Here is a 22128-nt window from a genome sequence, read left to right on the forward strand (position 1 = left end):
ATCTTTATTTCATTATAACAGCCTCAATGCCAGTAATTTCGTTGCTTATTGAAAGTTATTCTCAGACATTTCGTTATGTAAAGAGAATTGATTGATTTAATGTTGTAAAGATTTACTCTGATTAGATAATATATTCTTATATGAATAAAGCGATCGCCCATAGCATAGTATTTCTATGGATGATAATATTAATAATGGGTAGGGGTCGTTTCAGTTATCAGTTATCAGTTATCAGTTATCAGTTACTATCGCAAACAAGTCGATAGCTTGAAGCAACGAATATTTTTATTTCTATCCCCTTGCTCATAGGAGGCTTGAAACCTCTTTTTTGGTCAACGGCCGTTGACCCTTACGGATATAAGGATAATATTAGAAACCCAACATCATAAAACAAAGAAAATATCTGTTATTTTTAATACAGAAAACATAAATAAAGACTGACACAAAGCCCCTAAATATTACCTTTAAATCTAAAGGTTTAATATTGTTGAAATTATTATTAAATGAATCTTAAACAATTCAAGAATTTAAGAGAGTTTACTGCATAATGTCAGAAAAACCTAAAGCAGAGATAGTCTTATGGCTAATGTTCTTTGGCTGCAAGGTGGAGCTTGTTCAGGCAACACCATCTCATTTCTTAATGCAGAAGAACCCACCGTTGTCGATTTAATTACAGACTTTGGGATTAATATTTTATGGCATCCTTCCCTTGGTTTGGAATTAGGAGATGACTTACAACAACTCTTAAAAGATTGTGTTAGTGGCAAAATTCCGGTAGATATTCTCGTTTTTGAGGGAAGTGTGGTTAATGCCCCCAAAGGAAGCGGAGAATGGAACCGTTTTGCTGGTCGTCCCATGAAAGATTGGTTAGCAGACCTATCTAAAGTCGCGGGGTTTGTGGTTGCGGTAGGAGACTGTGCCACGTATGGTGGTATTCCTGCGATGGAACCAAACCCTAGTGACTCCATTGGACTACAATTTCTCAAACGCAAAGAAGGGGGATTTTTGGGAACGGATTATCGTTCTCAAGCAGGTTTACCTGTGATTAATATCCCTGGTTGTCCTGCTCATCCTGACTGGATTAGTCAAATATTAGTGGCAGTTGCTACTGGAAGGGTAGGAGATATAACCTTAGACGAGTTTCATCGTCCGCAAACCTTCTTCCGCAGCTTTACCCAAACAGGTTGCACCCGCAATATTCACTTTGCTTATAAAGCAACCACCCAAGACTTTGGACAGCGTACCGGATGTCTCTTTTATGATATGGGCTGTCGTGGCCCCATGACTCATTCTTCCTGTAACCGTATTTTATGGAATAGGGTATCTTCTAAAACCCGTGCAGGAATGCCCTGTTTAGGGTGTACCGAACCAGAATTTCCATTTTATGATCTAAAACCAGGAACTGTTTTTAAAACCCAAACTGTCATGGGTGTTCCGAAAGATTTACCCCCAGGAATGAACAAAAAAGACTATGCTTTGATGACAGTTGTTGCTAAAGATGCCAGTCCATCTTGGGCCAACGAGGACTTTTTTACCGTGTAACCATCTGTAGGGACAGGTTTTTTGTAGGATCGGGTTTTTTGTAGGGGCGATTTTTTTTGTAGGGGCGGGTTTTTTACATAAGTCCATGATACTCACAAAAAAGTCAAATAAACCCGCCCCGACCCTACCTGATACTCACAAAAAAGTCAAATAAACCCGCCCCGACCCTACCTGATACTCACAAAAAAGTCAAATAAACCCGCCCCGACCCTACCTGATACTCACAAATGAGTCAAATAAACCCACCCCGACCCTACCTGATACTCACAAATGAGTCAAATAAACCCACCCCGACCCTACCTGATACTCACAAAAAAGTCAAATAAACCCACCCCTACATAATGTTTTATTCTAATCAAGATATTAGGTAAAACCGTCCGCACAATTAGAACATTTCACCATTTTTGAGAGGAAAAATATGCCAATTAAAACATTAGAAATCTCTCCAGTTGGGAGAGTAGAAGGAGACTTAGACGTTAGAGTCGATATTGAAGATGGTTATGTAGTTAATGCTTGGACAAAAGCTGAATTATTTCGCGGTTTTGAAGTAATTTTAAAAGGAAAAGACCCCCAAGCAGGACTCATTGTTACTCCCCGTATTTGTGGTATTTGTGGTGCATCTCACCTTAGTTGTGCTTCTTGGGCCTTAGATACAGCTTGGGGAACCGAAGTTCCTCGTAATGCTATTTTAGCGAGAAATTTAGGACAATTAGTCGAAAGTATTCAAAGTCATCCCAGACATTTTTATGCCTTATATGCTATTGACTTAACCAATAAAAAATACAAAAATAGCCCCTTTTACGAAGAAGCTTGTAAACGGTTTAGCGCGTTTAGGGGGACATCTTACGAAATAGCCATTACTACCTCAGCAAAACCCGTTGAACTGTATGCTTTATTTGGGGGACAATGGCCCCATTCTAGTTATATGGTTCCTGGTGGTGTCATGTGCGCCCCTACTCTAACCGATGTTACACGGGGTTGGGGTATTATGGAATATTTTCGGACTAATTGGCTAGAACCAGTCTGGTTAGGGTGTTCTTTAGAACGTTACGAACAAATTCAAACCTATGACGATTTTATGGCCTGGTTAGAAGAAAGTCCTAATCATGCTAACTCAGATCTAGGATTTTATTGGCGTATGGGGTTAGATATTGGCTTAGATAAATATGGGGCCGGACCAGGTAAATTTTTAACCTGGGGTTATCTTCCCCATGAAGATAAATATCAAAAACCCACCATAGAAGGGCGTAATGCTGCCGTTATTATGAAAGGGGGTGTCTATGATAGCTTGACTGATACTCACCATATGGTAGACCATACCTTCGCTCGTGAGAATACCAGTCATGGTTGGTATGAAGAAGGAACGGCAGATGTTCATCCCTTTGATCGTAACACTAGACCCAAAGAAAATAATGCAGGAGACTATGACGATAAATATTCCTGGGCCACTGCGGTAAGTCATAAAGATTTAGGCCGTATGGAAGTAGGTTCTCTTGCGCGTCAATTAGTGGCCGGGGGTAAACATGGAGAAAGCTGGCAACATTATGACGGCTTAGTGTTAGATATGTTTAAAAAGATGGGTGGCCCCAGTATTCATTTACGGGAATTTGCCCGGATGCACGAATCCGTTAAGATGTATCGAGAAGTAGAACGATGTCTGCGAGAATTTAAGTTAAATGACCCCTGGTACATTAAACCCCAAGAAAAAGATGGCCGGGGTTGGGGTGGTACCGAAGCGAGTCGTGGGGCCTTGTGTCACTGGGTCGAAGTAGAAGGGGGTAAAATCAAGAATTATCAAGTTATTGCCCCGACGACTTGGAATGTGGGGCCAAGGGATGGTACACATACCAGAGGGCCCATTGAAGAAGCTTTAGTAGGTATTCCTATTGAAGACCCCACCAACCCCGTAGAAGTGGGTCATGTGGCCCGTTCTTTTGATTCTTGTTTAGTGTGTACGGTTCATGCTCATGATGCTAAGACAGGGGAAGAATTAGCCAGGTTCCGTACTAATTAATTGTTTATTGCGGTTTTAATGTAGGGGTCAACGGCCGTTGACCCCTACAATATTTATTATTAGTTCTAAACTCAAAAGATAGTGAATGAAACAAGCATTTCAGACGAAGCATTAGTCATTCGAGGAGGTCGTAACCGTCCAGAAGATATTAGACGAGGTATCGGAACTCACCCTTGTGGAATTACTGGCATTTCAGTGGAAAGTGGAGTAGGCTTAAAGGTGGAACAATTGGCTAAAAACATCCCTCATGGTCAAATTGGTATCACAACAGTTAGGGAGAAATTGTTAGCGAGATCGCAGGAGGACTCAACTTCAAAAGAAAAAAACTTCTTGCCTTATTGGAACGAGTTATGTCAGGAACTATCGGAACAATTGTTGTCGCTCACAAAGACAGATTGGCAAGATTTGGGTTCGATTGGCTTAACTGGTTCTGTCAGCAATTTGACTGTACAATCGTGGTTCTCAACGAGACAAACCTTTCTCCAGAAGCAGAAATGGTTGAAGACATCCTTGCTATCCTCCACTGCTTCTCAAGCAGATTGTATGGACTCAGAAAATATAAAACTCAGATCAAGAAAGATCAAGATTTACCCCACTCCAGAACTCAAAATAATGTGGAATAAATGGGCAGCTGCTTGTCGATATTGTTTCAATCAAGCTATTGCTTATCAGAAAAAAAACGGCAGGATGGGTAAAACTAAATTAAGGAATATTATCATGCAGTCAAACCTACCTGAGTGGGTAAAAGAAACACCATGTCATATAAGACAGAATGCTATTTTTGATGCTCACCAGGCTTACACCGCGAGTAAAGATTGTAAGTTTAGAAATTGCCATGCCCCTCGACAAACTATTAAGTTTAATAACAGTAATTTTGCTCAGGGAAAATGGTATCCGAACGTAACAAAAGGGTTAGAGTTTGAATCGTCGGAACCTATCCCCTTAAAAAATGCTTACGCAACCCAGTTAATCAAAAGTAAGTCGGGTGAATGGTTTGCCGTCTTTTTAAACTCCGTTGAGCAAGCCGAAAACTCAAACAATAATATAATTAGTTTAGATCCTGGTGTTAGAACATTTTTAACTGGGTTTGATGGGCAACGGTTTATTGAGATTGGGCAAAAGGATATTGGGAAAATCAATCGACTCTGTTCTTACCTAGATGATTTAATGAGGTTCGTCAAATGGGTGGTGATGTTATTCGTACCTCTGGAAGAAGCAATAATCATGCAACGCTAACAGGTTTAACCCCCGAACAAATTAGTTATTTGTTGACACCAACGATTCCTAATCCAACTAAAAATAATTAAGGACTAAAATAATGATGAATAAATTAAGAGTCTTTGCTGATTTTCATAATGCTGATGCTCAAGGTCGTTTACGGTTAAATTGTACGGGAACTCTTGAGGATTTAAGCTGTCAAAATATTTGTCTAAAAAAGGGACAAGAATTAACTTTGTATAGTGAAGAATTAGAAGTTGATGGTATAGTCCAATATTCCTCACAAGAAAATCTTTGGGTTGCTGTGATTGATTGGGATAAAATTAGAGAAATTGGTGATCTGAATGTTAAAGAAAGTACCGCAATATCCATTGCTTAAATTTTATTACCTACTTATACACTATTATTTTTATGTCTAAGACGCTTTACGATCAAGATTTTCAAATATGGCTACAACAAACTATTTGTCACTTACAGAAGGGCGAATTTTCTGCTTTAGATATTGATAACTTAATTGAGGAATTAACCGAGTTGGGAAAATCAGAAAAAAGAACGTTAGAAAGTAATTTGATGATTCTTTTAGCTCATTTACTCAAATTAAAAGTACAACATCATGCACCCCCATCAATGAAAGATAGCTGGTATCGTTCTGTTATCGAACATCGTCAGCGAGTTCACAAAAATTTAAGGGATACTCCTTCTCTTAAATCTTATCTAGAAACTGCTATTAAAGAAGCTTACTCCGATGCTCGTAAAATAGCAATTAAGGAAGGAAAATTAGCTCAATTTGGTGTTCGTATTCCCCAAGAAAGTAAGTATCCTAAAAGTTGTCCTTTTTTGAAAGAGCAGATATTAGATGAGGATTTTTATGGTAATGGATGAGAAGAAATAGTCAAAAAAATGATTTATATTAATAACGATACCATATCCATAGGCTGCTGCTAAGTCAAAAACAGTAGAGTCAGGTTGATAGTAAACTAAGTTTTGGGGACGATGAAGAGTAGACTCTAAAGCACCTTCATCAAGTATATTAGAATGTCCTCCATAATCTCTAATAATGGCATTGTGTAAAGTTACAACTTCTAATTGTGTAAGCCATTGATAATAAGAAGTCATTGATCAGATAAAGCTTTTAATGTGTTATGGTAAAGTTCCTTGACTTTTTGATAAGCTTCCATCGTAGCAGCTAAATCAGAATTATAAGGAGATAAAACAATTCGACCATCAGCTTCTTTTCTTATTAAAACTTCATCACCTGATTTAACACCAAGATGTTTTAAGTATTCTTCAGGAAATGTTATACCAACACCATTATCAATGATTTTAAGTTTAAGGGTAGTCATCAGTTTCTTGGTTAAGTCATGACACTATTATAATATCCATGGTTAAGTGTAATAGGAATTGTTAAGACGAAAAAAATAGGAGTCAAGGATAAATTCCCTGACTCCCTAAAAATTAAGGTATTTATTGGTTAACTAAAAGGAAACCTAACCTTCTCGACGGGTACTCAAGTCACCCACTTTAGCAAACAAACCAAACTCGACTTGTTCTTCGAGATCAGGGTCAATACCCGCAAATACATCTCGGTACAGAGTACGAGAACCATGCCAAATATGACCAAAGAAGAACAACAGAGCAAAGACAGCGTGTCCAAAAGTGAACCAACCTCTGGGACTGGTACGGAATACCCCATCAGAACCCAAAGTTTCGCGGTCAAATTCAAAAGCTTCACCTAACTGAGCTTGACGAGCGAATTTCTTCACATCAGCAGGGTTAGAAAAGACTTGACCATCTAACGCACCACCGTAGAAACTAACAGTTATACCCGTTTGTTCCACACTGAGTTTAGACTCTGCCCGACGGAAAGGAATATCCGCACGAACAACACCTTCAGCATCAGTCATAACAATGGGGAAAGTTTCAAAGAAGTTAGGCATCCGACGAACGTTTAATACCCGACCTTCTTTGTCCTTAAAGACCGCATGACCTAACCAACTTTGGGCGATACCATCACCACTGACCATGGAACCAGTACGGAATAAACCGCCTTTAGCGGGGCTATTACCCACATAGTCATAAAACGCCAATTTTTCAGGAATTTTTGACCAAGCTTCAGTTAAGCTGTCTCCAGCCGCTACATTCGCTTCTACCCGACGAGCAATTTCTTGTTGGAAGAAACCATTATCCCATTGATAACGGGTCGGCCCAAATAACTCAACAGGAGTGGTCGCATTGCCATACCACATGGTTCCAGCTACCACGAAAGCAGCGAAGAATACAGCCGCAATACTGCTAGAGAGAACGGTTTCAATATTCCCCATTCTCAAAGCTTTGTAAAGGCGTTCGGGAGGCCGTACCGTTAAGTGGAATAACCCCGCAATAATGCCCACAATACCAGCCGCAATGTGGTGAGCCACTACACCACCTGGATTAAAGGGGTTAAACCCGGCTGGCCCCCATTCAGGTGCCACAGGTTGAACATGGCCAGTCAAACTATAGGGGTCAGATACCCACATTCCAGGCCCCCACAATCCGGTGAGGTGAAATGCGCCAAACCCAAAGCAGAGTAGACCAGATAAGAACAAGTGAATCCCGAACATTTTTGGTAAGTCGAGAGCGGGTTCTCCTGTACGAGCATCAACAAATAGCTCTAAGTCCCAGAAAACCCAATGCCAAACGGCAGCTAAGAAGAGTAAACCAGATAGGACAATATGAGCGGCAGCAACCCCTTCAAATGACCAATAACCAGGATTTAACCCAGTTTCTCCGGTGACACTCCAACCACCCCAAGAACTAGTGACTCCTAAACGGGCCATGAAGGGAAGTACAAACATCCCTTGTCGCCACATAGGGTTAAGAACGGGATCACTAGGATCAAAAATAGCTAGCTCATACAGAGCCATAGAACCTGCCCAACCTGCTACTAGAGCAGTGTGCATCAGGTGAACTGATATTAAACGTCCTGGGTCATTCAGAACGACTGTGTGAACTCGATACCAAGGTAGTCCCATTGACTACACCCCTCCTATTGACAATATGTATACTTTGACGCTTTTTTCTTAATTTGTCTTGGCTTATTTATGATACTCTAGCCGCGATCGCTTATAAATGGGCGTTCAAGGTTAAGAGTAAGCTAACCACCATTATCTGTGTAGATGAAACCTTCTGTAAAGTAAAAACCCCTGGTGGGAGTCAGGGGTTTCTTTAGGAGGGTGTTAGAAAACTAGATGATCTCTTAGCCGTTGAAAAGGTTTTGTAAGTTTTTTTGTTCTATATTTTGTACTTTCAAAAAGTGGCATTAAATACTACAAATTGATCTAATTATATTTATTTAGCCAATTTTTGGGAATACCCTCTTCAAAAGAAGTTTCTCTAATAAGACTACTTTATCCGATATCCAAAATAATAATATTGTTATCAGTAGAAATAAGGGAATCCTTACTAGATGTGGCAGATTTAGTTGACGATTAATAACGAAGAAAAATAACCCGTAAACAACGCGGTGAAGCAAATAAGCTGCATAGGATAAATTAGATAAATACACAACTAACGATTTCTGTTGTTTAATCCATTGAGAAATCAGAAAAACTCCTAAAGTTAATAGGGTGGTGAAAAGAAATGAGTGGATGAAAAAATAAATGACATTAATGACATCTATCAATTTCAGATGAAGACTATGAGGAAATGTGAGTTGATCTTGGGTTTGCAAAAATAAAGAGAAAATAGTTATTAACAATAAATTTAAAAGTATGGCTGGTTTTAAATATATTTGTTTTCTATTAAAAAACTCTGCAAATCCAGCTACGATGGAACCAAAAACAAAAATTGGATAGTAAAAAATTAAACGTAAATCAATTAATTCAATATCATTAATTTCAAAAATAAACTTGATAAAAACGAGTAATAAAAAAATAAATAAATTAGCAATTATAAATTTCCTAATAGGTAAAGCTGCCGTTATGAGAAAAAGAAGATAGAAAGGAACAATCATCCCTATAAACCAGATAGTCATCATCTGTGGTATCTTAGGGTAAAAAATAACTTGTAAACAAAGTAGATGACCAATAATGGCTCGTACTATGGGTTGTAAATCAAAAGGCTGATAAATTTTAAGAAAATTAAATATTAGAAAATATAGAATAATAGAAAGTAAATAAAGAGGATAGATCCGAAGCAATCTTTTTTTTAAGAAATCTAAAGGATTAAAATTAGTCAAGCCTTTACTTAATACCGAAGTATATAAGCCAAAACCAGACAGAAAAACAAATATTGAAAGCCCAATCAAAGCAGTATTATTAAAGATAACATTAAGATAGAGATTCAGGGGAACATAAGCAAAAAAATGAGTATAAAGTATCATGAACAATGCCATGACTCTTAATGCATCAAATTCAATAATTCTTGATAGTTTCAACAAAGATTGATCGTTACTTTTAATCATATTCTTACTGACTTTTTTTATTTTATCTACTGAAAACAAGCAGTAGGGTTACGAAGTCCACTTAAAAAAGCTTTTGCCCTTTGTTTAGAGGTTCCGTGATGACTTGGATCTTCATAGTGATTATCCCCTGTCATCGTCGCCATAATTACTCCTTCTTCGATATCCCCTGGTTCGAGAAGTCCTAACTGCTTGGTCGCAGAAAAGAACACACCGGCCAAACAATCAGCTTGCAATTCTAATACTACCACCGGAAGATTTTTGTCGAGCATTCCTAAATGTCGTTGCACAGAATGACCGTATTCATGGGCTAGAGAAAAATAAGCCGCAGAATCTCCGATACGGGATGCTAATTTGTTCATCTGTGTCATGTTAAGATGGATGGTGTTAGTCTGGCTACAATAATGAGCGATCATTGCCAAGCCGCAAGGAGTCATTTCTGCCCCTTTATGGGTATGGACAACGGGGTAAGTATACTTAACCCCTAACCGTTGCAGAAACCCTCCCCAAAACGCATCTAGTCCTTGACTCATCAATGATAAAGTAGGCGCGTCCCATGCAGCTTGAACAGGGTTTAAAGGAAATAATCCAAGCAATACTGAAATAAATCCGGCAGTAATTGTGTGTCTCATTTTGTTCACTATTTCCCATTTTTCTCCTGAAAAAATGCCCTGATCGTAGATAATGGGCCAAGTAGGAGTTAAAAAGGTATGATTTAGGCTATTTTCTTGATCCTAGTTCAAGCTTAAAATTTTGCCATAAATTAAACCTTAACTCTGACAATCTTCACATAATCCTTGAACCGTAACTTCATAACTTTCTGCTTTTAAGCGTGAGGGAAGGGAACGTAGGTTAATCTCCTCAAAAGCATCCCATTCAATATCCTCTATCTTGCCACAGTGACGACAACGAAAATGATGATGAGGACAAACATTCGCGTCATAGCGAGAGACCTTTTCTTCTAATAACACTTCTCGAATTAACCCAGACTCACGAAGGGTCTGTAAAGCACTGTAAACGGTCGCTTGAGAAGAAGTTGGAGTATTTTCGTTGAGAGTGGTCAAAATTTGCTCAGCAGTGGGATGATCCCGACGTGATAGCAAATTTGAGTACACCGCAAATCTTTGAGGTGTTACCCTTAACCCTTTCTCCTTAAGACGTTTGACAATTTTTCTGGCTGGCTCATCCATATCTTTAAATATAACTTAAAATTTTATCGCTGCTTACTCTATAATAACAATTATTTTTTTATTATTTAACCAACTTCGTAATGAATCTCAATAATAAGTATTTATTACTATTGACTTATTTTTAAATAAGAACTATTCTAACTTAAGTGGCGAAAGCCCAAATAAAGATGAAGTTCATACTATTAATGTGAGGTAAACATGGCTGTAATCGATCGCGTACCTGATGTAGTATTTAAGACCCGTGTTCGTGATGAGTCTGTTGGTGGGTCTAACCCTTATCGTTGGCAAGATCTGACCACTCAAGAGATTTTTGGCGGCAAAAAAGTAATTGTGTTCTCTCTCCCTGGAGCTTTCACTCCTACCTGTTCTTCTAATCATTTACCTCGTTATGAAGAGTTATACGCAGAATTTCAATCTCTAGGGGTTGATAAAATCGTTTGTATCTCTGTTAATGATGCGTTTGTGATGTTTAAATGGGGTCAACAACAAGAAGCTAAAAATGTCTTTTTGTTACCCGATGGTGCTGGAGAATTTACCCGCAAAATGGGTATGTTAGTAGATAAATCTAACATTGGTTTTGGAATGCGTTCTTGGCGTTATTCCATGTTAGTTAATGATGGCAACATTGAAAAACTTTTTGTTGAACCTGGTTTTTCTGATAATTGTGCCACTGATCCCTTTGAAGTATCTGACGCTGATACTATGTTAGCTTATCTCAAAGGAACTCAACCTGGAGGGGTTTCTGCTCCTCGTTTAGCTTTTGTTGGTTAAATTAACAATCTTTGATTGAGATAGGAGGAAGGGAAAATCAAATCCCTTCCTTATTCATTTTTGTTCTAGATAAAGAAACTGGTGGCTCTCCCGTACCTGTGGTGATAAGTAAAGCTTATAATTCGTAGGGTGAGCAAATATGTCCTGACGCTATTGTACCCGCTTATCTAACCGCAGAAAATCGGCTAAAATATATAAATAACAGCCTACCCACACCATTAATAACATGACACCTTCATCCCTTGCTGTGAGAGAACTTCCCCTATTTCCCTTACCTGAAGTGGTTTTATTTCCTGGACGGCCCCTTCCCCTCCATATCTTTGAATTTCGTTATCGTATGATGATGAATACTATCTTGGAAGATGACCGCCGTTTTGGTATATTAATGGTAGATCCCGTTAACGGTGAAATTGCCAAGGTTGGCTGCTGTGCGGAAGTTATTCGCTTTCAACGTTTACCTGATGATCGCATGAAAATCCTCACTATGGGACAACAAAGATTTCGGGTACTTGACTACGTGCGCGAAAAGCCTTATAGAATAGGATTAGTCGAATGGATTGAAGATAAACCCCCAACTATTAATCTTCGTCCCTTAGCTCAAGAAGTCGAGCAACTATTACGAGATGTGGTTCATCTTTCGGCTAAGTTAACTGACCAAAAAATTGAATTACCCGAAGATTTACCCGAACTTGCAGTAGAATTATCCTATTGGGTGGCAGGAAATCTCTATGGAGTCGCACCAGAACAACAGTCTCTCTTAGAAATGCAAGATACTGTCGCTCGTTTACAACGGGAGGCAGAAATTTTGACTTCTACTCGTAACCATTTAGCTGCTCGTACCGCTCTTAAAGATGTCTTAAATTAAGCTAAAGTCGGTCAATATCCGCTTGTGTAAACGATACCACAGAGTAACTGCCAAATATTTTTAATACTTCTGTATAACCAGCTAATTCCTTTAAAGCGTCTGGAATACAGTCATTTTCTGTACTTCCTTCTAAATCAAGAAAAAAGAGATATTCTCCTAGTGATCGCTTAGTAGGACGAGATTCAATTCTACTTAAATTAATGTGTCTTCTAGCTAAGACCTCTAAGGGTTTGACTAGCACACCTGGCACATTTTCAGGTACACTAAACGCTAAAGAAACTCTACTTTGTCCCCTAGTTGTCGGAGTTCTTTCTAATACCCAAAATCGAGTACAATTATCGGGGTAGTCATTAATATGATTGGCCAAAATTGGCAAATCATACAACTTTGACGCACGAGGGGCCGCGATCGCACCAGAAGTTGGTTGTAGATTAATTTCTGAGAGTGCTTCTGTGGTAGAATTAGTAGGAATTAGGCTCACAGAAGGTAGATGTCGCTCTAACCAGCTTTGACATTGAGCCAAAGCTTGGGGATGGGAATAAACGGTTTTAATCCCTTCTAGAGAGCTTCCCCGTGACAATAAGGCATGGGAGATGGGTAAAACTAGCTCTTGTTGAATTTTGAGGTCATCTAACTGCCATAGGGTATCTAGGGTAGTCGCAACACTGCCCTCTGTGGAATTTTCAACTGGGACGACGGCCCTTTGGGTTTCTCCTTTAGCTACTGCAAACAAAGTTTGAGCAATGCTAGGACAAGGACATAATATGGATTTTTGTCCCTGTTGTTGTTCTAACCAATGAGCATAAGCGATCGCGGCTGTTTCTGCGTTGGTTCCCGTCGGGCCAAGGTGAGCTAAGGAAATCACCATAAACAATATTATAAACAGGATTTCTCATTATCCATCATATCAGTTAAATAGGCACATAAAATCAATTACACAAAACATTGTAGGGGCGGGTTTTTTACATAAATCAATGATTCTCACAAAAAAGTTCAATAAACCCGCCCTGGGTTTTTTACATAAATCAATGATTCTCACAAAAAAGTTCAATAAACCCGCCCTGGGTTTTTTACATAAATCAATGATTCTCACAAAAAAGTTCAATAAACCCGCCCTGGTTGTATAACTTGACAAATTATTGATAATAAAAAACATTAAAAAGCTTATTTTGTCAATATTTTGCTCATAAATCTTAATTTAAGGGCAAAAGCTTGGCCTAATTCCCCACAAAACGGTATGATCACCGAATCTACTATATCGATTCTTTAAGAATTGTGAAGTAAAATTAAATTAGAGACACAATTTGTAACAAGTTATCTATGGAAGTTTGTTTTACTGCCACTGAATCTATCTCATTAATGGTCGAAGATCCCCTAGTTTCTATTCAACATTATCTCAGACAACCGCAAAGATTAGTCAAAGCGATCGCCGATCCCCAATTAATGGAACAGTTGTCTGAATTGCAATTTCGTCTAAAGATGCGTCCTCTCAATTTTATGGACATTTATCACTTTCAACCCACAGTTATTTTAGGGGTTTGGACAGATGGAAAAGGGAGAGTTTATTTAAGATCCGAAGGCTGTGAAATACGTGGAATTGACTATATTAATAATCGATTTTCTTTAAAACTAAAAGGACAACTTATTCCCGAAGAAAGTCAAGGCAAAACTTACTTACAAGGAAAAGCAAATTTAGAAGTAAAAGTTTCCTTACCTCCTGTATTATGGTTAACCCCCAAACCCTTATTAGAAGTAACTGGAAATGGACTTTTAAAGAGTGTCTTAGTAAGAATAAAACAAAGATTAGTTACTCAACTTCTCCATGATTATCATCATTGGATGAATGAATATTACTTACAAGAAACTCCTTTTGAAAATCAACTAACTACCTCAATTAATTCTGTCCCCAGTTGATATAGAACAAGGACGAAAAGAAAGACGATGATGCCAAGAGGGGCCATATTTTTGTAAAGCTAAACGATGTTTTTGGGTTCCATAACCCTTATTATTAGCCAGATCATACTGAGGGTATTTACTATCTAAACGAACCATTAAATCATCTCGCCAAACTTTAGCAATAATACTGGCCGCCGCAATAATAGCAAAGCGGCGATCGCCACCAATAATTGTTTTTTGAACAACAGTAACATCAGGAATTTTTTGATTACCATCCACTAAACAAAGTTCTGGTTTAACTATTAGCTTGTTTATCCCTCTTTTCATGGCTAATAGAGTAGCTTGTAAAATATTAATGCGATCAATTTCCTTAACAGAAGCATAGCTAATTTGATAAGTGTTAGCTAATATTTTGATTTTTTCTGATAATTCTTTGCGTTTTTTTGGGGATAATTGTTTACTATCCTTGACCCCTATTTCTATCAAATTATCCAACTGAGAAACAGGCATTACCACCACACCAACGACTACAGGGCCAAATAATGCACCTCGTCCTACTTCATCAACTCCAGCAATTAAGTCCTCCGGATCAAAGATATTTTCCCTGATTTGAGCATCAGTTGTGATCAGCATTAACTAATAATATACCATTCCTTCAATCACGTCAAATCGATTAAAATATAGACGATTTTCCTTATATTTATCGTCTAAAGAACAGCTTAACCAAATCGCTTTTCCCAAAGCCACATAAGGAGTTGAGTAAAATTCATCTACATCATGTAATCTGATGTAAATATTAGGTTGATCGCTCCTCACCAAATTCCAATAATAAACCATAAAGTTGAATTCCGATGATTGAGGCTATTGAATCAAGTTGCCAGTTAGTAGTCAAAAAAGTTATATTAATTGACTAACTATCCGAGTATAGAATCTCTGTGGATTTTCGGAGGCAAAATGCTCAAATTTGTAATAGATCTTTGGGAAATTTTTTAAACTGTAATCACTCGTTAAGAAATCTCTAATCAGTCAATTATGGTTTATTTAGAGCTTTTTACTGTCTGATGCACGAATTATCTCTCAATTATCCTTTTGTGTTAAATCAAAAACCTTAAAATTTAGTATTATATTGTTACAAAATAGTGGGGTGGGCAATGCCCACCTACCGTTATTTTCAGGTTCCCGCAGCAGAAGAACGACGACGACGACGACGAATAATAGGACGTTCAGTTTCACTTTCCATCCCAGCAGAAGGGATAAAATTATCTTCAGCTCGTTCCTCATCTAATTCTATATCTGATTCTAGAGATTCAGGTATGATCATCGGTTCTGGCACGACTTGCGCCACTTCCTCTGGTATTTCTAACTCTACTTCTACATCTTCTTTTTGTCTAGACTCGACAGACTTAATTGAAACAAAAACCGATTTAGGGTCTTTAAATTCTCGTTCCACCCGCACTAAAGGAGAAATACCCATTAACGCATACACATCTTGTTCTAGGGGAGTCATTTCCACCGAAACTCTTTCTATTGGCACTTCTTCCCGACGGATATGACGTTGTATACGCTCTTTCTTCGGTTCTATCTCTGGTTCTGGCTCATACTCGATTTCTTTAACCCCCAAAGGTGTAATAACTTTTTGGATAGGTTCTTCTTTAATTACCGGCCCCGGTGGTTGACGACGACGACGACGACGATTATTCGCCGCCATACTTTGTTCTTGATAACTCGGATGGTTCAGTAAATCTAATTGACGGGGAGTATCATTAAAATCATCGTCATAGACAGATTCTCCAAAGGGTTCACCGAGATCGATGGGTTTCTCCATGGGTTTAGAAATAGCCACAGGAGGAGTAGTAGCAGTGGCTTCTAGGGCGATTAACTCAGTTTCTCCAGGAAGATGAACTAAATGGCCCAACCCCCCACAAGTGGGACAAGCTTGACCAAATAATTCGTAAATATTTTTCCCTTGACGCTTGCGAGTCAGTTCTACTAAACCTAACTCAGACAATTGAGCGATTTGCGGTCTAGCTTTGTCAGCTTTGAGAGTTTGATTAAAATGTTCTAAGAGTTTGAGTTGATCGCGCCTGGTGTCCATATCAATAAAATCCACAATGACCACCCCACCAATGTTGCGTAAACGCAGTTGACGGGCGATTTCTGTAGCTGCTTCACTATTTGTCCAAAGTACGGTTTCTCGCGCCGTTGCTGAACGGGTAAAGGAACCTGAGTTTACATCAACGACCGTTAATGCTTCAGTTGGTTCAATAATGATGTAACCGCCAGAGGGTAAATCTACTCTCGGTTTGAGGGCTTCTCGTACCGCCGCATTGACCCGGAAATAATCCAAAATAGACAAGGTTTCTCGATGATGGTCAATAAAGACCCCTTCAGGAGGTTTACCTCCACTCCAAGACATTATATGCTGTTTAACCCGTTTAACCGCCGCTTGAGAGTCTACTACAATGCGATTCACATCCCCACTGTACATATCCCGTAAGACTCGTTGAATGAAATCATCATCCCGGTTGAGCAAAGAGGGGGGACGAGTAGAGCTACCTTGTAGTTGAACAGACTCCCATTGTCGTTGGAGAAATTCTAAGTCCTCCATAATGGCTTCTTCGGCTTTACCTTCTGCTTCTGTTCGTACAAGTAAACCCATTCCGGCCGGTTTAATTAAGATAGCAAGGGCCCGTAAGCGACTTCGTTCATCTTCACTGCGAATGCGTCTCGAAAGATTAACCCCTTTACCATAGGGCATTAAGACTAAATAACGTCCAGGTAAGGTAATATTGCCGGTTAACCTCGGCCCCTTATTGCCTGTAGGTTCTTTCATTACTTGAACCAGGACTTTTTGTTGCGGGCTTAATAATTCAGTGATCGCTCCAGCCGTTTTTTTTAAGCGCAAGGGCCCCAAATCAGTGACATGAATAAATCCGTTACGTTCCGCATCTCCAATATTCACAAACGCTGCGTCAATACCTGGAATAACGTTTTCGACAACTCCTAAGTAAATATCGCTGACTTGTTGGTTCCCTGTCGCTACTACTAATTCTTGAATTTGATCTTCCCAGAAAACAGCAGCAATGTGGTGTTGCTCTGCGATAATAATTTGCTTTGGCATTCAATTCCCTCAAAATTTTGTAACGGACGATGACACTTAACGAAATCTAGTGTCTGTCAATTGAATTAGGCAAAAACTGTCAAATTAATCAATCCTATTGACTTCAGGTCAATTCCCAATGAAAAGGTATTCCTACTCATCTTTATCCTGACATCCTAACCTGCTTTCGCTATTAGATTAAGCTGACCTATCCCGTCTGAGGAGATGTCTCGCTGGGAAAGGGTGTATCTCTACCCATGTCGAAAAACGAGAATAGTTATGGACTATACAACAAACCCCTCAGCTATAAAGTGTGCTAGAACTAGCTTTTATTTAAGATGTTTTTTAGACGGATAAGTTGAGAACAACAACCAAAAAAATACATAAAGGTTTTATTGGTTTTTTTGAGCGAGGTCACTAACTCACGCAAGTTAATTAAGTTGTGTTACTAAAACATCGCCCTAGCTAAATTAAGGGACATTAACCTTCTTTGGTGGCCACCATAAAGGGGGGAGGCACAACTTTAAATTGTTTTAACCTGAATATAAACTGAACGGCTCACTTCTGACAAGGGAGAAACTACGGAATTTTCGTCATTACCCTCCCTTGTCGCAAAGATTTGATGGTGGCAAGGGTTGATTGTGCCACTCGCTCAATGTCTTCTGATGTGGTAAATCGTCCTAACCCAAAACGCAAGGAAGCATAAGCTAGAGACTCATCATGTCCTAATGCAGTTAGAACGTGAGAGGGGGCAGTAACTGTTGATGAACAGGCTGACCCTGATGACAACGCCACGATTGATTGTAACCCTAATAACAGGGCTGAGCCGTCAACTCCGGCGACACTGATATTAAGATTACCAGCTAATCGTTGTGTTCCATGACCATTAAGATAAATGTCGTCTAGTTCTGATAATTGTTTCCACAGGCGATCGCGTAATTGTTCTTGTCGTTGTAACTCCCAGTCCATTTCTGCGATCGCTAGATCGACGGCTTTAGCAAACCCGACAATTTGGGGTGTATATAAGGTTCCTGATCGCATTCCTCTTTCTTGTCCTCCGCCGTGTAATTGAGCGGCTAAACGGACTCTAGGGTTACGACGACGAACATATAAGGCCCCGATCCCTTTCGGCCCATAAACTTTATGAGCAGTTAAGGATAGCAAATCTATGTTTAATCTTAGCACATCGAGGGGGATTTTGCCAAGAGCTTGCGCTCCATCACTATGAAATAATACGTTATGATTATGACAAATTTCTCCTATTTTTTCTAAGGGTTGAATGACTCCAATTTCGTTATTGGCGGCCATAACTGAGACTAAAATTGTGTTGGTACGAATAGTTTTTTCTAAGAGTTGTAAGTCAATTAATCCATCTTTTTTGACAGGTAAAAAAGTAATTTCAAATCCTAATGTTTCTAAATAATGGCAGGGGTCTAATACGGCTCGATGTTCTGTTTGAACGGTAATAATATGTTTACCTTGATGAAAATAAGTCTCTGCTACTCCTTTAATGGCTAAGTTATTTGCTTCAGTTGCCCCACTGGTAAAAACTATTTCTTCGGGGCTACAATTAATTGCATTAGCAATAGTTTCTCTAGCTTTTTTTATTCCTGCTTCTGCTTCCCATCCATACATATGAGTAATACTCGAAGCGTTGCCAAAGTATTCGGTAAAGTAGGGTAACATGGCAGATAGTACCCGTTCGTCCATTGGGGTTGTAGCGTGACAGTCTAAATAAATTGGTCGTTGAGACATAAGGGTTTTAGGTGTAGGGAAAAAATATACTCTTCCTTGGTTTCAACTTAAGGTAATATCCTTAATTAGTAATGAAATCGACAGGAAACAATTATAACATCTTCATCTGTAATACTATAAACTAAGCGATGTTCATCTGTAATACGTCGTGACCACAAACCTGATAACTCATATTTTAAAGCTTCTGGTTTTCCTAAACCAGAGAAGGGATCTCGTTGAATATCTTTGATTAGGGTAAGGATTTTAGCGTAAATTTTCTTATCTTCTACTGCCCATTTGTTAAACTCATCAAAACCTCGCGCTAAAAAGGCAATTTTTCTCATAATTTTGCAGGATCAACATAAATATAGTTCTGAGGTTGTTTTAGTTCTTCTAATGCTTCCATCAGATTATGGCGATTTGCTTCTGTGGACAATAAATATTCTGTTTCTTCTACTTCTTTTTGCGGTTGTTCATTAACTAATAAGATTGCTTCGACAATAGTTCCTTCAGGTAAATCTAAGGTAGGCAAATCAAGTTTACCGTTTTTAATTGTTACTTTGTATTTAAAAGCATTCATGATTTGAGTTAATATCTATGGATTCTTCTATTATACAATAGTAACTGACAAATAAACATTTAATTATTTTTAAGGTGATCGCTTGAATATTACCTGTTCCTATTTTCTAATCGACAAACAGTCATAATTCAAATCCTAATGCTTTCTTTTTCATTAACTGAAAAATGTTATAAAATCCATTAGCACGAGAAGGAGTCAAACTAACTTGTAAGCCAGTTTCTTCGATAAAATCAGGAGTAACCTGTAAAATTTCTTCAGTAGTTAAACCGTTTAATCCCTCAATTAATAAAGCAACTAAACCTTTAACTAATTGAGCATCTGAATCACCTTGATACCAAATTTTACCATCTTTTAATTCCGCAGTAATATATACTTGAGAGACACAACCTTGTACTTTATTTTCAGTAATTTTTCCCTCTTCTGGCATGGGGTCTAATTTTTTAGCATACCAAAGTAATTGTTCATACTTCTTTTTAGGGTCAGATCTTTTTTTGAATTTCTCAACAATTTGTTCTAGGTTGGCCGGTAATGTAGAGTTAGATGATGACATAATTCAGACTTTCACAAAAACTAATAACATCAAGAACTGATCAGACTAATCTTTGATTGACTAGCATAATCTATTCTTCTCACCTTATAATAATAGCAAAAAATCAACCGAATATCAAATATTAATTTGATTGATTATTTCTTATAAACATTAAAACATCATAAATTTATCAAGCTATTGTTAAATTAGAACATATCATTATCATAAAAATAAGAATATTGGCAATATATTGATTAATATTAGTAATAAATCAAACCTTCTGAATAAAAAGTCAACCAATGTAGAGGCTTAATTTTATTAAACCTTACTCACTGAATAACTATAATAACTGGAGAAAAAAATGAAATTTGTTGATGAATATAGAGATGGTAATCTAGCCCAACAATACGCCCAAAAAATCGCCCAAATTACCAGCCAACCTTGGAAGATCATGGAGATTTGTGGCGGACAGACCCATTCTATTGTTAAATATGGCATAGATGCCTTGTTACCCAAAGAAATCACTCTCATTCATGGTCCAGGTTGTCCCGTATGTGTCACTCCCATAGAATTAATAGATAGTGCCTTAAAAATTGCCAGTTTACCTAATGTTATTTTTTGTTCTTTTGGGGATATGTTAAGAGTACCTGGAAGCGAAAAAGATTTACTAACAATTAAAGCCGCAGGAGGAGATATTCGTATTGTTTATTCTCCCTTAGATAGCCTAAAAATTGCTCAAGAAAACCCCAATAAACAAGTAGTTTTCTTTGCCGTGGGATTTGAAACTACTGCACCGGCAACCGCTATGACAGTATATCAAGCGTCACAAGTAAACCTTGACAATTTTACCCTATTAGTATCTCACGTATTAGTTCCCCCGGCCATGGAAGCCATTTTATCAGCCCCCAACTGTCAAGTACAAGGATTTTTAGCGGCCGGTCATGTGTGTACCGTCATGGGCTACAGTGATTATGAACCCCTAGCCCAAAAATACAGTGTTCCCTTGATTGTGACAGGATTTGAACCCATTGACATTTTGCAAGGGATTTACCTGTGTCTGCAACAACTAGAATCAGGACAAACCACCTGCGAAAATCAATATATTCGCTCGGTACAACCTCAAGGAAATATATTAGCCCAACAACTAATACAAGATATTTTTGAAATTGTTCCCCGTACCTGGAGAGGCATTGGCGAGATTGAGAGAAGTGGATTAGGATTAGCCCCAAAATATGCAAAATATGATGCCATAGAAAGATTTAAAGAGGAATTAGCCCCCATGGCCCCCTCATCAGTCCCCGAAATATGTATCAGTGGAGAAATCATGCAAGGGTACAAAAAACCTCATGATTGTCCGGCTTTTGGTGGAGAGTGTACCCCAGAACATCCATTAGGGGCCCCTATGGTATCCTCTGAAGGAGCTTGTGCTGCTTACTATCGCTATCGCCATTATGAGGTTGGGGTTTAGGTGTTGGGTAAAATGCCCCAAAACCCTTAAGCTGAGAGCCTTCCGTACCCCCTACTCCCTACCCCCTAACCCCTTCTTCCTGAAAGCAAATGTTAAAAAGTATTAAGAAACAATAGCGAATGTCAACGCAATGCCTCAAAATAATTGGGTCAGGTTGCTAAACAACCCGTTAAGTTGAAGACACCCAATAGAACACCCTTTTGGTGTAAAATAACAACTTAACAGCATCTAAATTTCTTTTTTTGGGAGGAATCCATCAATGAGTATCGTCACGAAATCAATCGTGAATGCTGATGCGGAAGCTCGCTACCTCAGCCCCGGCGAACTTGATAGAATCAAAGCCTTCGTTACTGGCGGTTCTAGTCGTTTACGCATTGCTGAAACCCTAACTGGTGCGCGCGAAAGTATTGTTAAACAAGCTGGCGATCGCCTATTCCAGAAACGTCCTGATGTGGTTTCCCCTGGTGGAAATGCTTACGGCGAAGATATGACAGCGACTTGTCTACGGGATATGGATTACTACCTACGCCTTGTTACCTATGGAGTAGTAGCAGGTGATGTTACCCCCATCCAAGAAATCGGCTTAGTTGGCGCACGGGAAATGTACAAATCCCTAGGAACTGATGTAGGCGCAGTTGCTCAAAGCGTCCGTGAAATGAAAGAAGTAGCAACAGGCATGATGTCTGCTGATGATGCGGCTGAAGCTGGATCTTACTTCGACTATGTTATCGGTGCTATGAGCTAAGACGAGTATTCCTAATGACTCGTTGAGTATAAGCTTTT

24 protein-coding genes and 1 pseudogene are annotated in these 22128 nt (G+C 38.7%); 11 read left to right on the forward strand and 14 right to left on the reverse strand.

The genetic code is table 11. From position 1 onward, the window contains the following. Positions 1-579 precede the first annotated feature (579 nt). The 6 genes and pseudogenes from AsFPU1_RS01625 to AsFPU1_RS01650 all read left to right on the forward strand — a co-directional run bounded on the left by AsFPU1_RS01625 (position 580) and on the right by AsFPU1_RS01650 (position 5656). Entirely contained in the window at positions 580-1542 is a 963-nt protein-coding gene (locus tag AsFPU1_RS01625; protein WP_124977708.1) for a hydrogenase small subunit, read from the forward strand. Positions 1543-1960: 418 nt separating this feature from the next. Continuing rightward, entirely contained in the window at positions 1961-3556 is a 1596-nt protein-coding gene (locus AsFPU1_RS01630) for a nickel-dependent hydrogenase large subunit (RefSeq protein ID WP_124977705.1), read from the forward strand. A 278-nt stretch (positions 3557-3834) separates the two neighbouring features. Next, a pseudogene (locus AsFPU1_RS22390) lies at positions 3835-4179 on the forward strand (IS607 family transposase); the annotation flags it as partial. Continuing rightward, positions 4169-4792 carry an Ivy family c-type lysozyme inhibitor gene (locus AsFPU1_RS22900; RefSeq protein WP_227875700.1) on the forward strand — a complete coding sequence of 208 codons (624 nt, stop codon included), beginning with the start codon at positions 4169-4171 and terminating at the stop codon, positions 4790-4792. The pseudogene AsFPU1_RS22390 and the gene AsFPU1_RS22900, both read left to right, overlap by 11 nt. Positions 4793-4874: 82 nt before the next feature. Next, positions 4875-5153 carry a hypothetical protein gene (locus tag AsFPU1_RS01645; RefSeq protein ID WP_227873638.1) on the forward strand — a complete coding sequence of 93 codons (279 nt, stop codon included), beginning with the start codon at positions 4875-4877 and terminating at the stop codon, positions 5151-5153. 32 nt (positions 5154-5185) lie between these two features. Beyond that, the gene (locus AsFPU1_RS01650) at positions 5186-5656 is read left to right on the forward strand and encodes a DUF29 domain-containing protein (protein WP_124977701.1); all 471 of its coding nucleotides are present in this window, start codon (positions 5186-5188) and stop codon (positions 5654-5656) included. On the opposite strand, the gene AsFPU1_RS01655 is transcribed toward AsFPU1_RS01650, so the two are convergent. The 6 genes from AsFPU1_RS01655 to AsFPU1_RS01680 form a co-directional block, all read right to left on the reverse strand. Next, the gene (locus AsFPU1_RS01655; protein ID WP_124977699.1) at positions 5627-5890 is read right to left on the reverse strand and encodes a Fic family protein; all 264 of its coding nucleotides are present in this window, start codon (positions 5888-5890) and stop codon (positions 5627-5629) included. The two genes, AsFPU1_RS01650 and AsFPU1_RS01655, sit on opposite strands and share 30 nt — an antisense overlap. Further along, positions 5887-6117, reverse strand: a complete 231-nt coding sequence (locus AsFPU1_RS01660; RefSeq protein WP_124977697.1) for an AbrB/MazE/SpoVT family DNA-binding domain-containing protein — start codon at positions 6115-6117, stop codon at positions 5887-5889. The genes AsFPU1_RS01655 and AsFPU1_RS01660 overlap by 4 nt, the downstream gene beginning before the upstream one ends. Positions 6118-6261: 144 nt before the next feature. After that, complete coding sequence (gene psbB / locus AsFPU1_RS01665) at positions 6262-7785, reverse strand: photosystem II chlorophyll-binding protein CP47 (protein WP_124977695.1); 1524 nt, start codon at positions 7783-7785, stop codon at positions 6262-6264. Between the two features lie 320 nt (positions 7786-8105). Beyond that, the gene (locus AsFPU1_RS01670) at positions 8106-9254 is read right to left on the reverse strand and encodes an acyltransferase family protein (RefSeq protein ID WP_148096732.1); all 1149 of its coding nucleotides are present in this window, start codon (positions 9252-9254) and stop codon (positions 8106-8108) included. Then, positions 9242-9844 (reverse strand): neutral zinc metallopeptidase, encoded by a 603-nt coding sequence (locus AsFPU1_RS01675; RefSeq protein WP_124977682.1) that lies wholly within the window; start codon positions 9842-9844, stop codon positions 9242-9244. Before AsFPU1_RS01675 ends, AsFPU1_RS01670 begins: the two co-directional genes overlap by 13 nt. A 138-nt stretch (positions 9845-9982) precedes the next feature. Beyond that, the gene (locus AsFPU1_RS01680) at positions 9983-10402 is read right to left on the reverse strand and encodes a Fur family transcriptional regulator (protein ID WP_124977680.1); all 420 of its coding nucleotides are present in this window, start codon (positions 10400-10402) and stop codon (positions 9983-9985) included. Positions 10403-10600: 198 nt separating this feature from the next. Here AsFPU1_RS01680 and AsFPU1_RS01685 point away from each other — a divergent pair, with 198 nt between their 5' ends. Beyond that, entirely contained in the window at positions 10601-11173 is a 573-nt protein-coding gene (locus AsFPU1_RS01685) for a peroxiredoxin (protein WP_124977678.1), read from the forward strand. 226 nt (positions 11174-11399) lie between these two features. Then, positions 11400-12038, forward strand: coding sequence for an LON peptidase substrate-binding domain-containing protein (locus AsFPU1_RS01690; protein WP_124977676.1), 639 nt, complete (start codon positions 11400-11402; stop codon positions 12036-12038). A gap of 1 nt (position 12039) precedes the next feature. Here AsFPU1_RS01690 and pheA read toward each other — a convergent pair whose 3' ends face one another. After that, positions 12040-12906, reverse strand: a complete 867-nt coding sequence (pheA, locus tag AsFPU1_RS01695; RefSeq protein ID WP_124977674.1) for a prephenate dehydratase — start codon at positions 12904-12906, stop codon at positions 12040-12042. A gap of 452 nt (positions 12907-13358) precedes the next feature. Here pheA and AsFPU1_RS01700 point away from each other — a divergent pair, with 452 nt between their 5' ends. Then, the gene (locus tag AsFPU1_RS01700) at positions 13359-13952 is read left to right on the forward strand and encodes a DUF1997 domain-containing protein (protein WP_124977672.1); all 594 of its coding nucleotides are present in this window, start codon (positions 13359-13361) and stop codon (positions 13950-13952) included. Here AsFPU1_RS01700 and AsFPU1_RS01705 read toward each other — a convergent pair. The 7 genes from AsFPU1_RS01705 to AsFPU1_RS01735 form a co-directional block, all read right to left on the reverse strand. Then, positions 13929-14567 carry a ribonuclease HII gene (locus AsFPU1_RS01705; protein WP_124977670.1) on the reverse strand — a complete coding sequence of 213 codons (639 nt, stop codon included), beginning with the start codon at positions 14565-14567 and terminating at the stop codon, positions 13929-13931. The two genes, AsFPU1_RS01700 and AsFPU1_RS01705, sit on opposite strands and share 24 nt — an antisense overlap. Positions 14568-14570: 3 nt before the next feature. After that, positions 14571-14771 (reverse strand): hypothetical protein, encoded by a 201-nt coding sequence (locus AsFPU1_RS01710; RefSeq protein ID WP_124977668.1) that lies wholly within the window; start codon positions 14769-14771, stop codon positions 14571-14573. Between the two features lie 334 nt (positions 14772-15105). Beyond that, positions 15106-17055: a ribonuclease E gene (rne, locus tag AsFPU1_RS01715; RefSeq protein ID WP_125061026.1), complete on the reverse strand. Its 1950-nt coding sequence runs from the start codon at positions 17053-17055 to the stop codon at positions 15106-15108. Between the two features lie 558 nt (positions 17056-17613). Then, positions 17614-18789 (reverse strand): cysteine desulfurase family protein, encoded by a 1176-nt coding sequence (locus tag AsFPU1_RS01720; protein ID WP_124977666.1) that lies wholly within the window; start codon positions 18787-18789, stop codon positions 17614-17616. Positions 18790-18854: 65 nt separating this feature from the next. Beyond that, entirely contained in the window at positions 18855-19112 is a 258-nt protein-coding gene (locus AsFPU1_RS01725) for a Txe/YoeB family addiction module toxin (protein WP_172957571.1), read from the reverse strand. Continuing rightward, entirely contained in the window at positions 19109-19348 is a 240-nt protein-coding gene (locus AsFPU1_RS01730) for a type II toxin-antitoxin system Phd/YefM family antitoxin (protein ID WP_124977663.1), read from the reverse strand. Before AsFPU1_RS01730 ends, AsFPU1_RS01725 begins: the two co-directional genes overlap by 4 nt. Positions 19349-19469: 121 nt before the next feature. After that, complete coding sequence (locus tag AsFPU1_RS01735; RefSeq protein WP_124977661.1) at positions 19470-19898, reverse strand: SufE family protein; 429 nt, start codon at positions 19896-19898, stop codon at positions 19470-19472. A gap of 340 nt (positions 19899-20238) precedes the next feature. On the opposite strand from AsFPU1_RS01735, the gene hypD reads away from it, so the two are divergent. Further along, on the forward strand, positions 20239-21345 hold the full coding sequence (hypD, locus tag AsFPU1_RS01740) for a hydrogenase formation protein HypD (RefSeq protein WP_124977659.1): 1107 nt from the start codon (positions 20239-20241) through the stop codon (positions 21343-21345). Positions 21346-21604: 259 nt separating this feature from the next. Continuing rightward, complete coding sequence (gene apcA, locus AsFPU1_RS01745) at positions 21605-22090, forward strand: allophycocyanin subunit alpha (protein WP_124977657.1); 486 nt, start codon at positions 21605-21607, stop codon at positions 22088-22090. Positions 22091-22128: the final 38 nt, after the last annotated feature.

This window comes from Aphanothece sacrum FPU1, from assembly GCF_003864295.1.
GTDB classification, from domain to species: domain Bacteria; phylum Cyanobacteriota; class Cyanobacteriia; order Cyanobacteriales; family Microcystaceae; genus Aphanothece_B; species Aphanothece_B sacrum.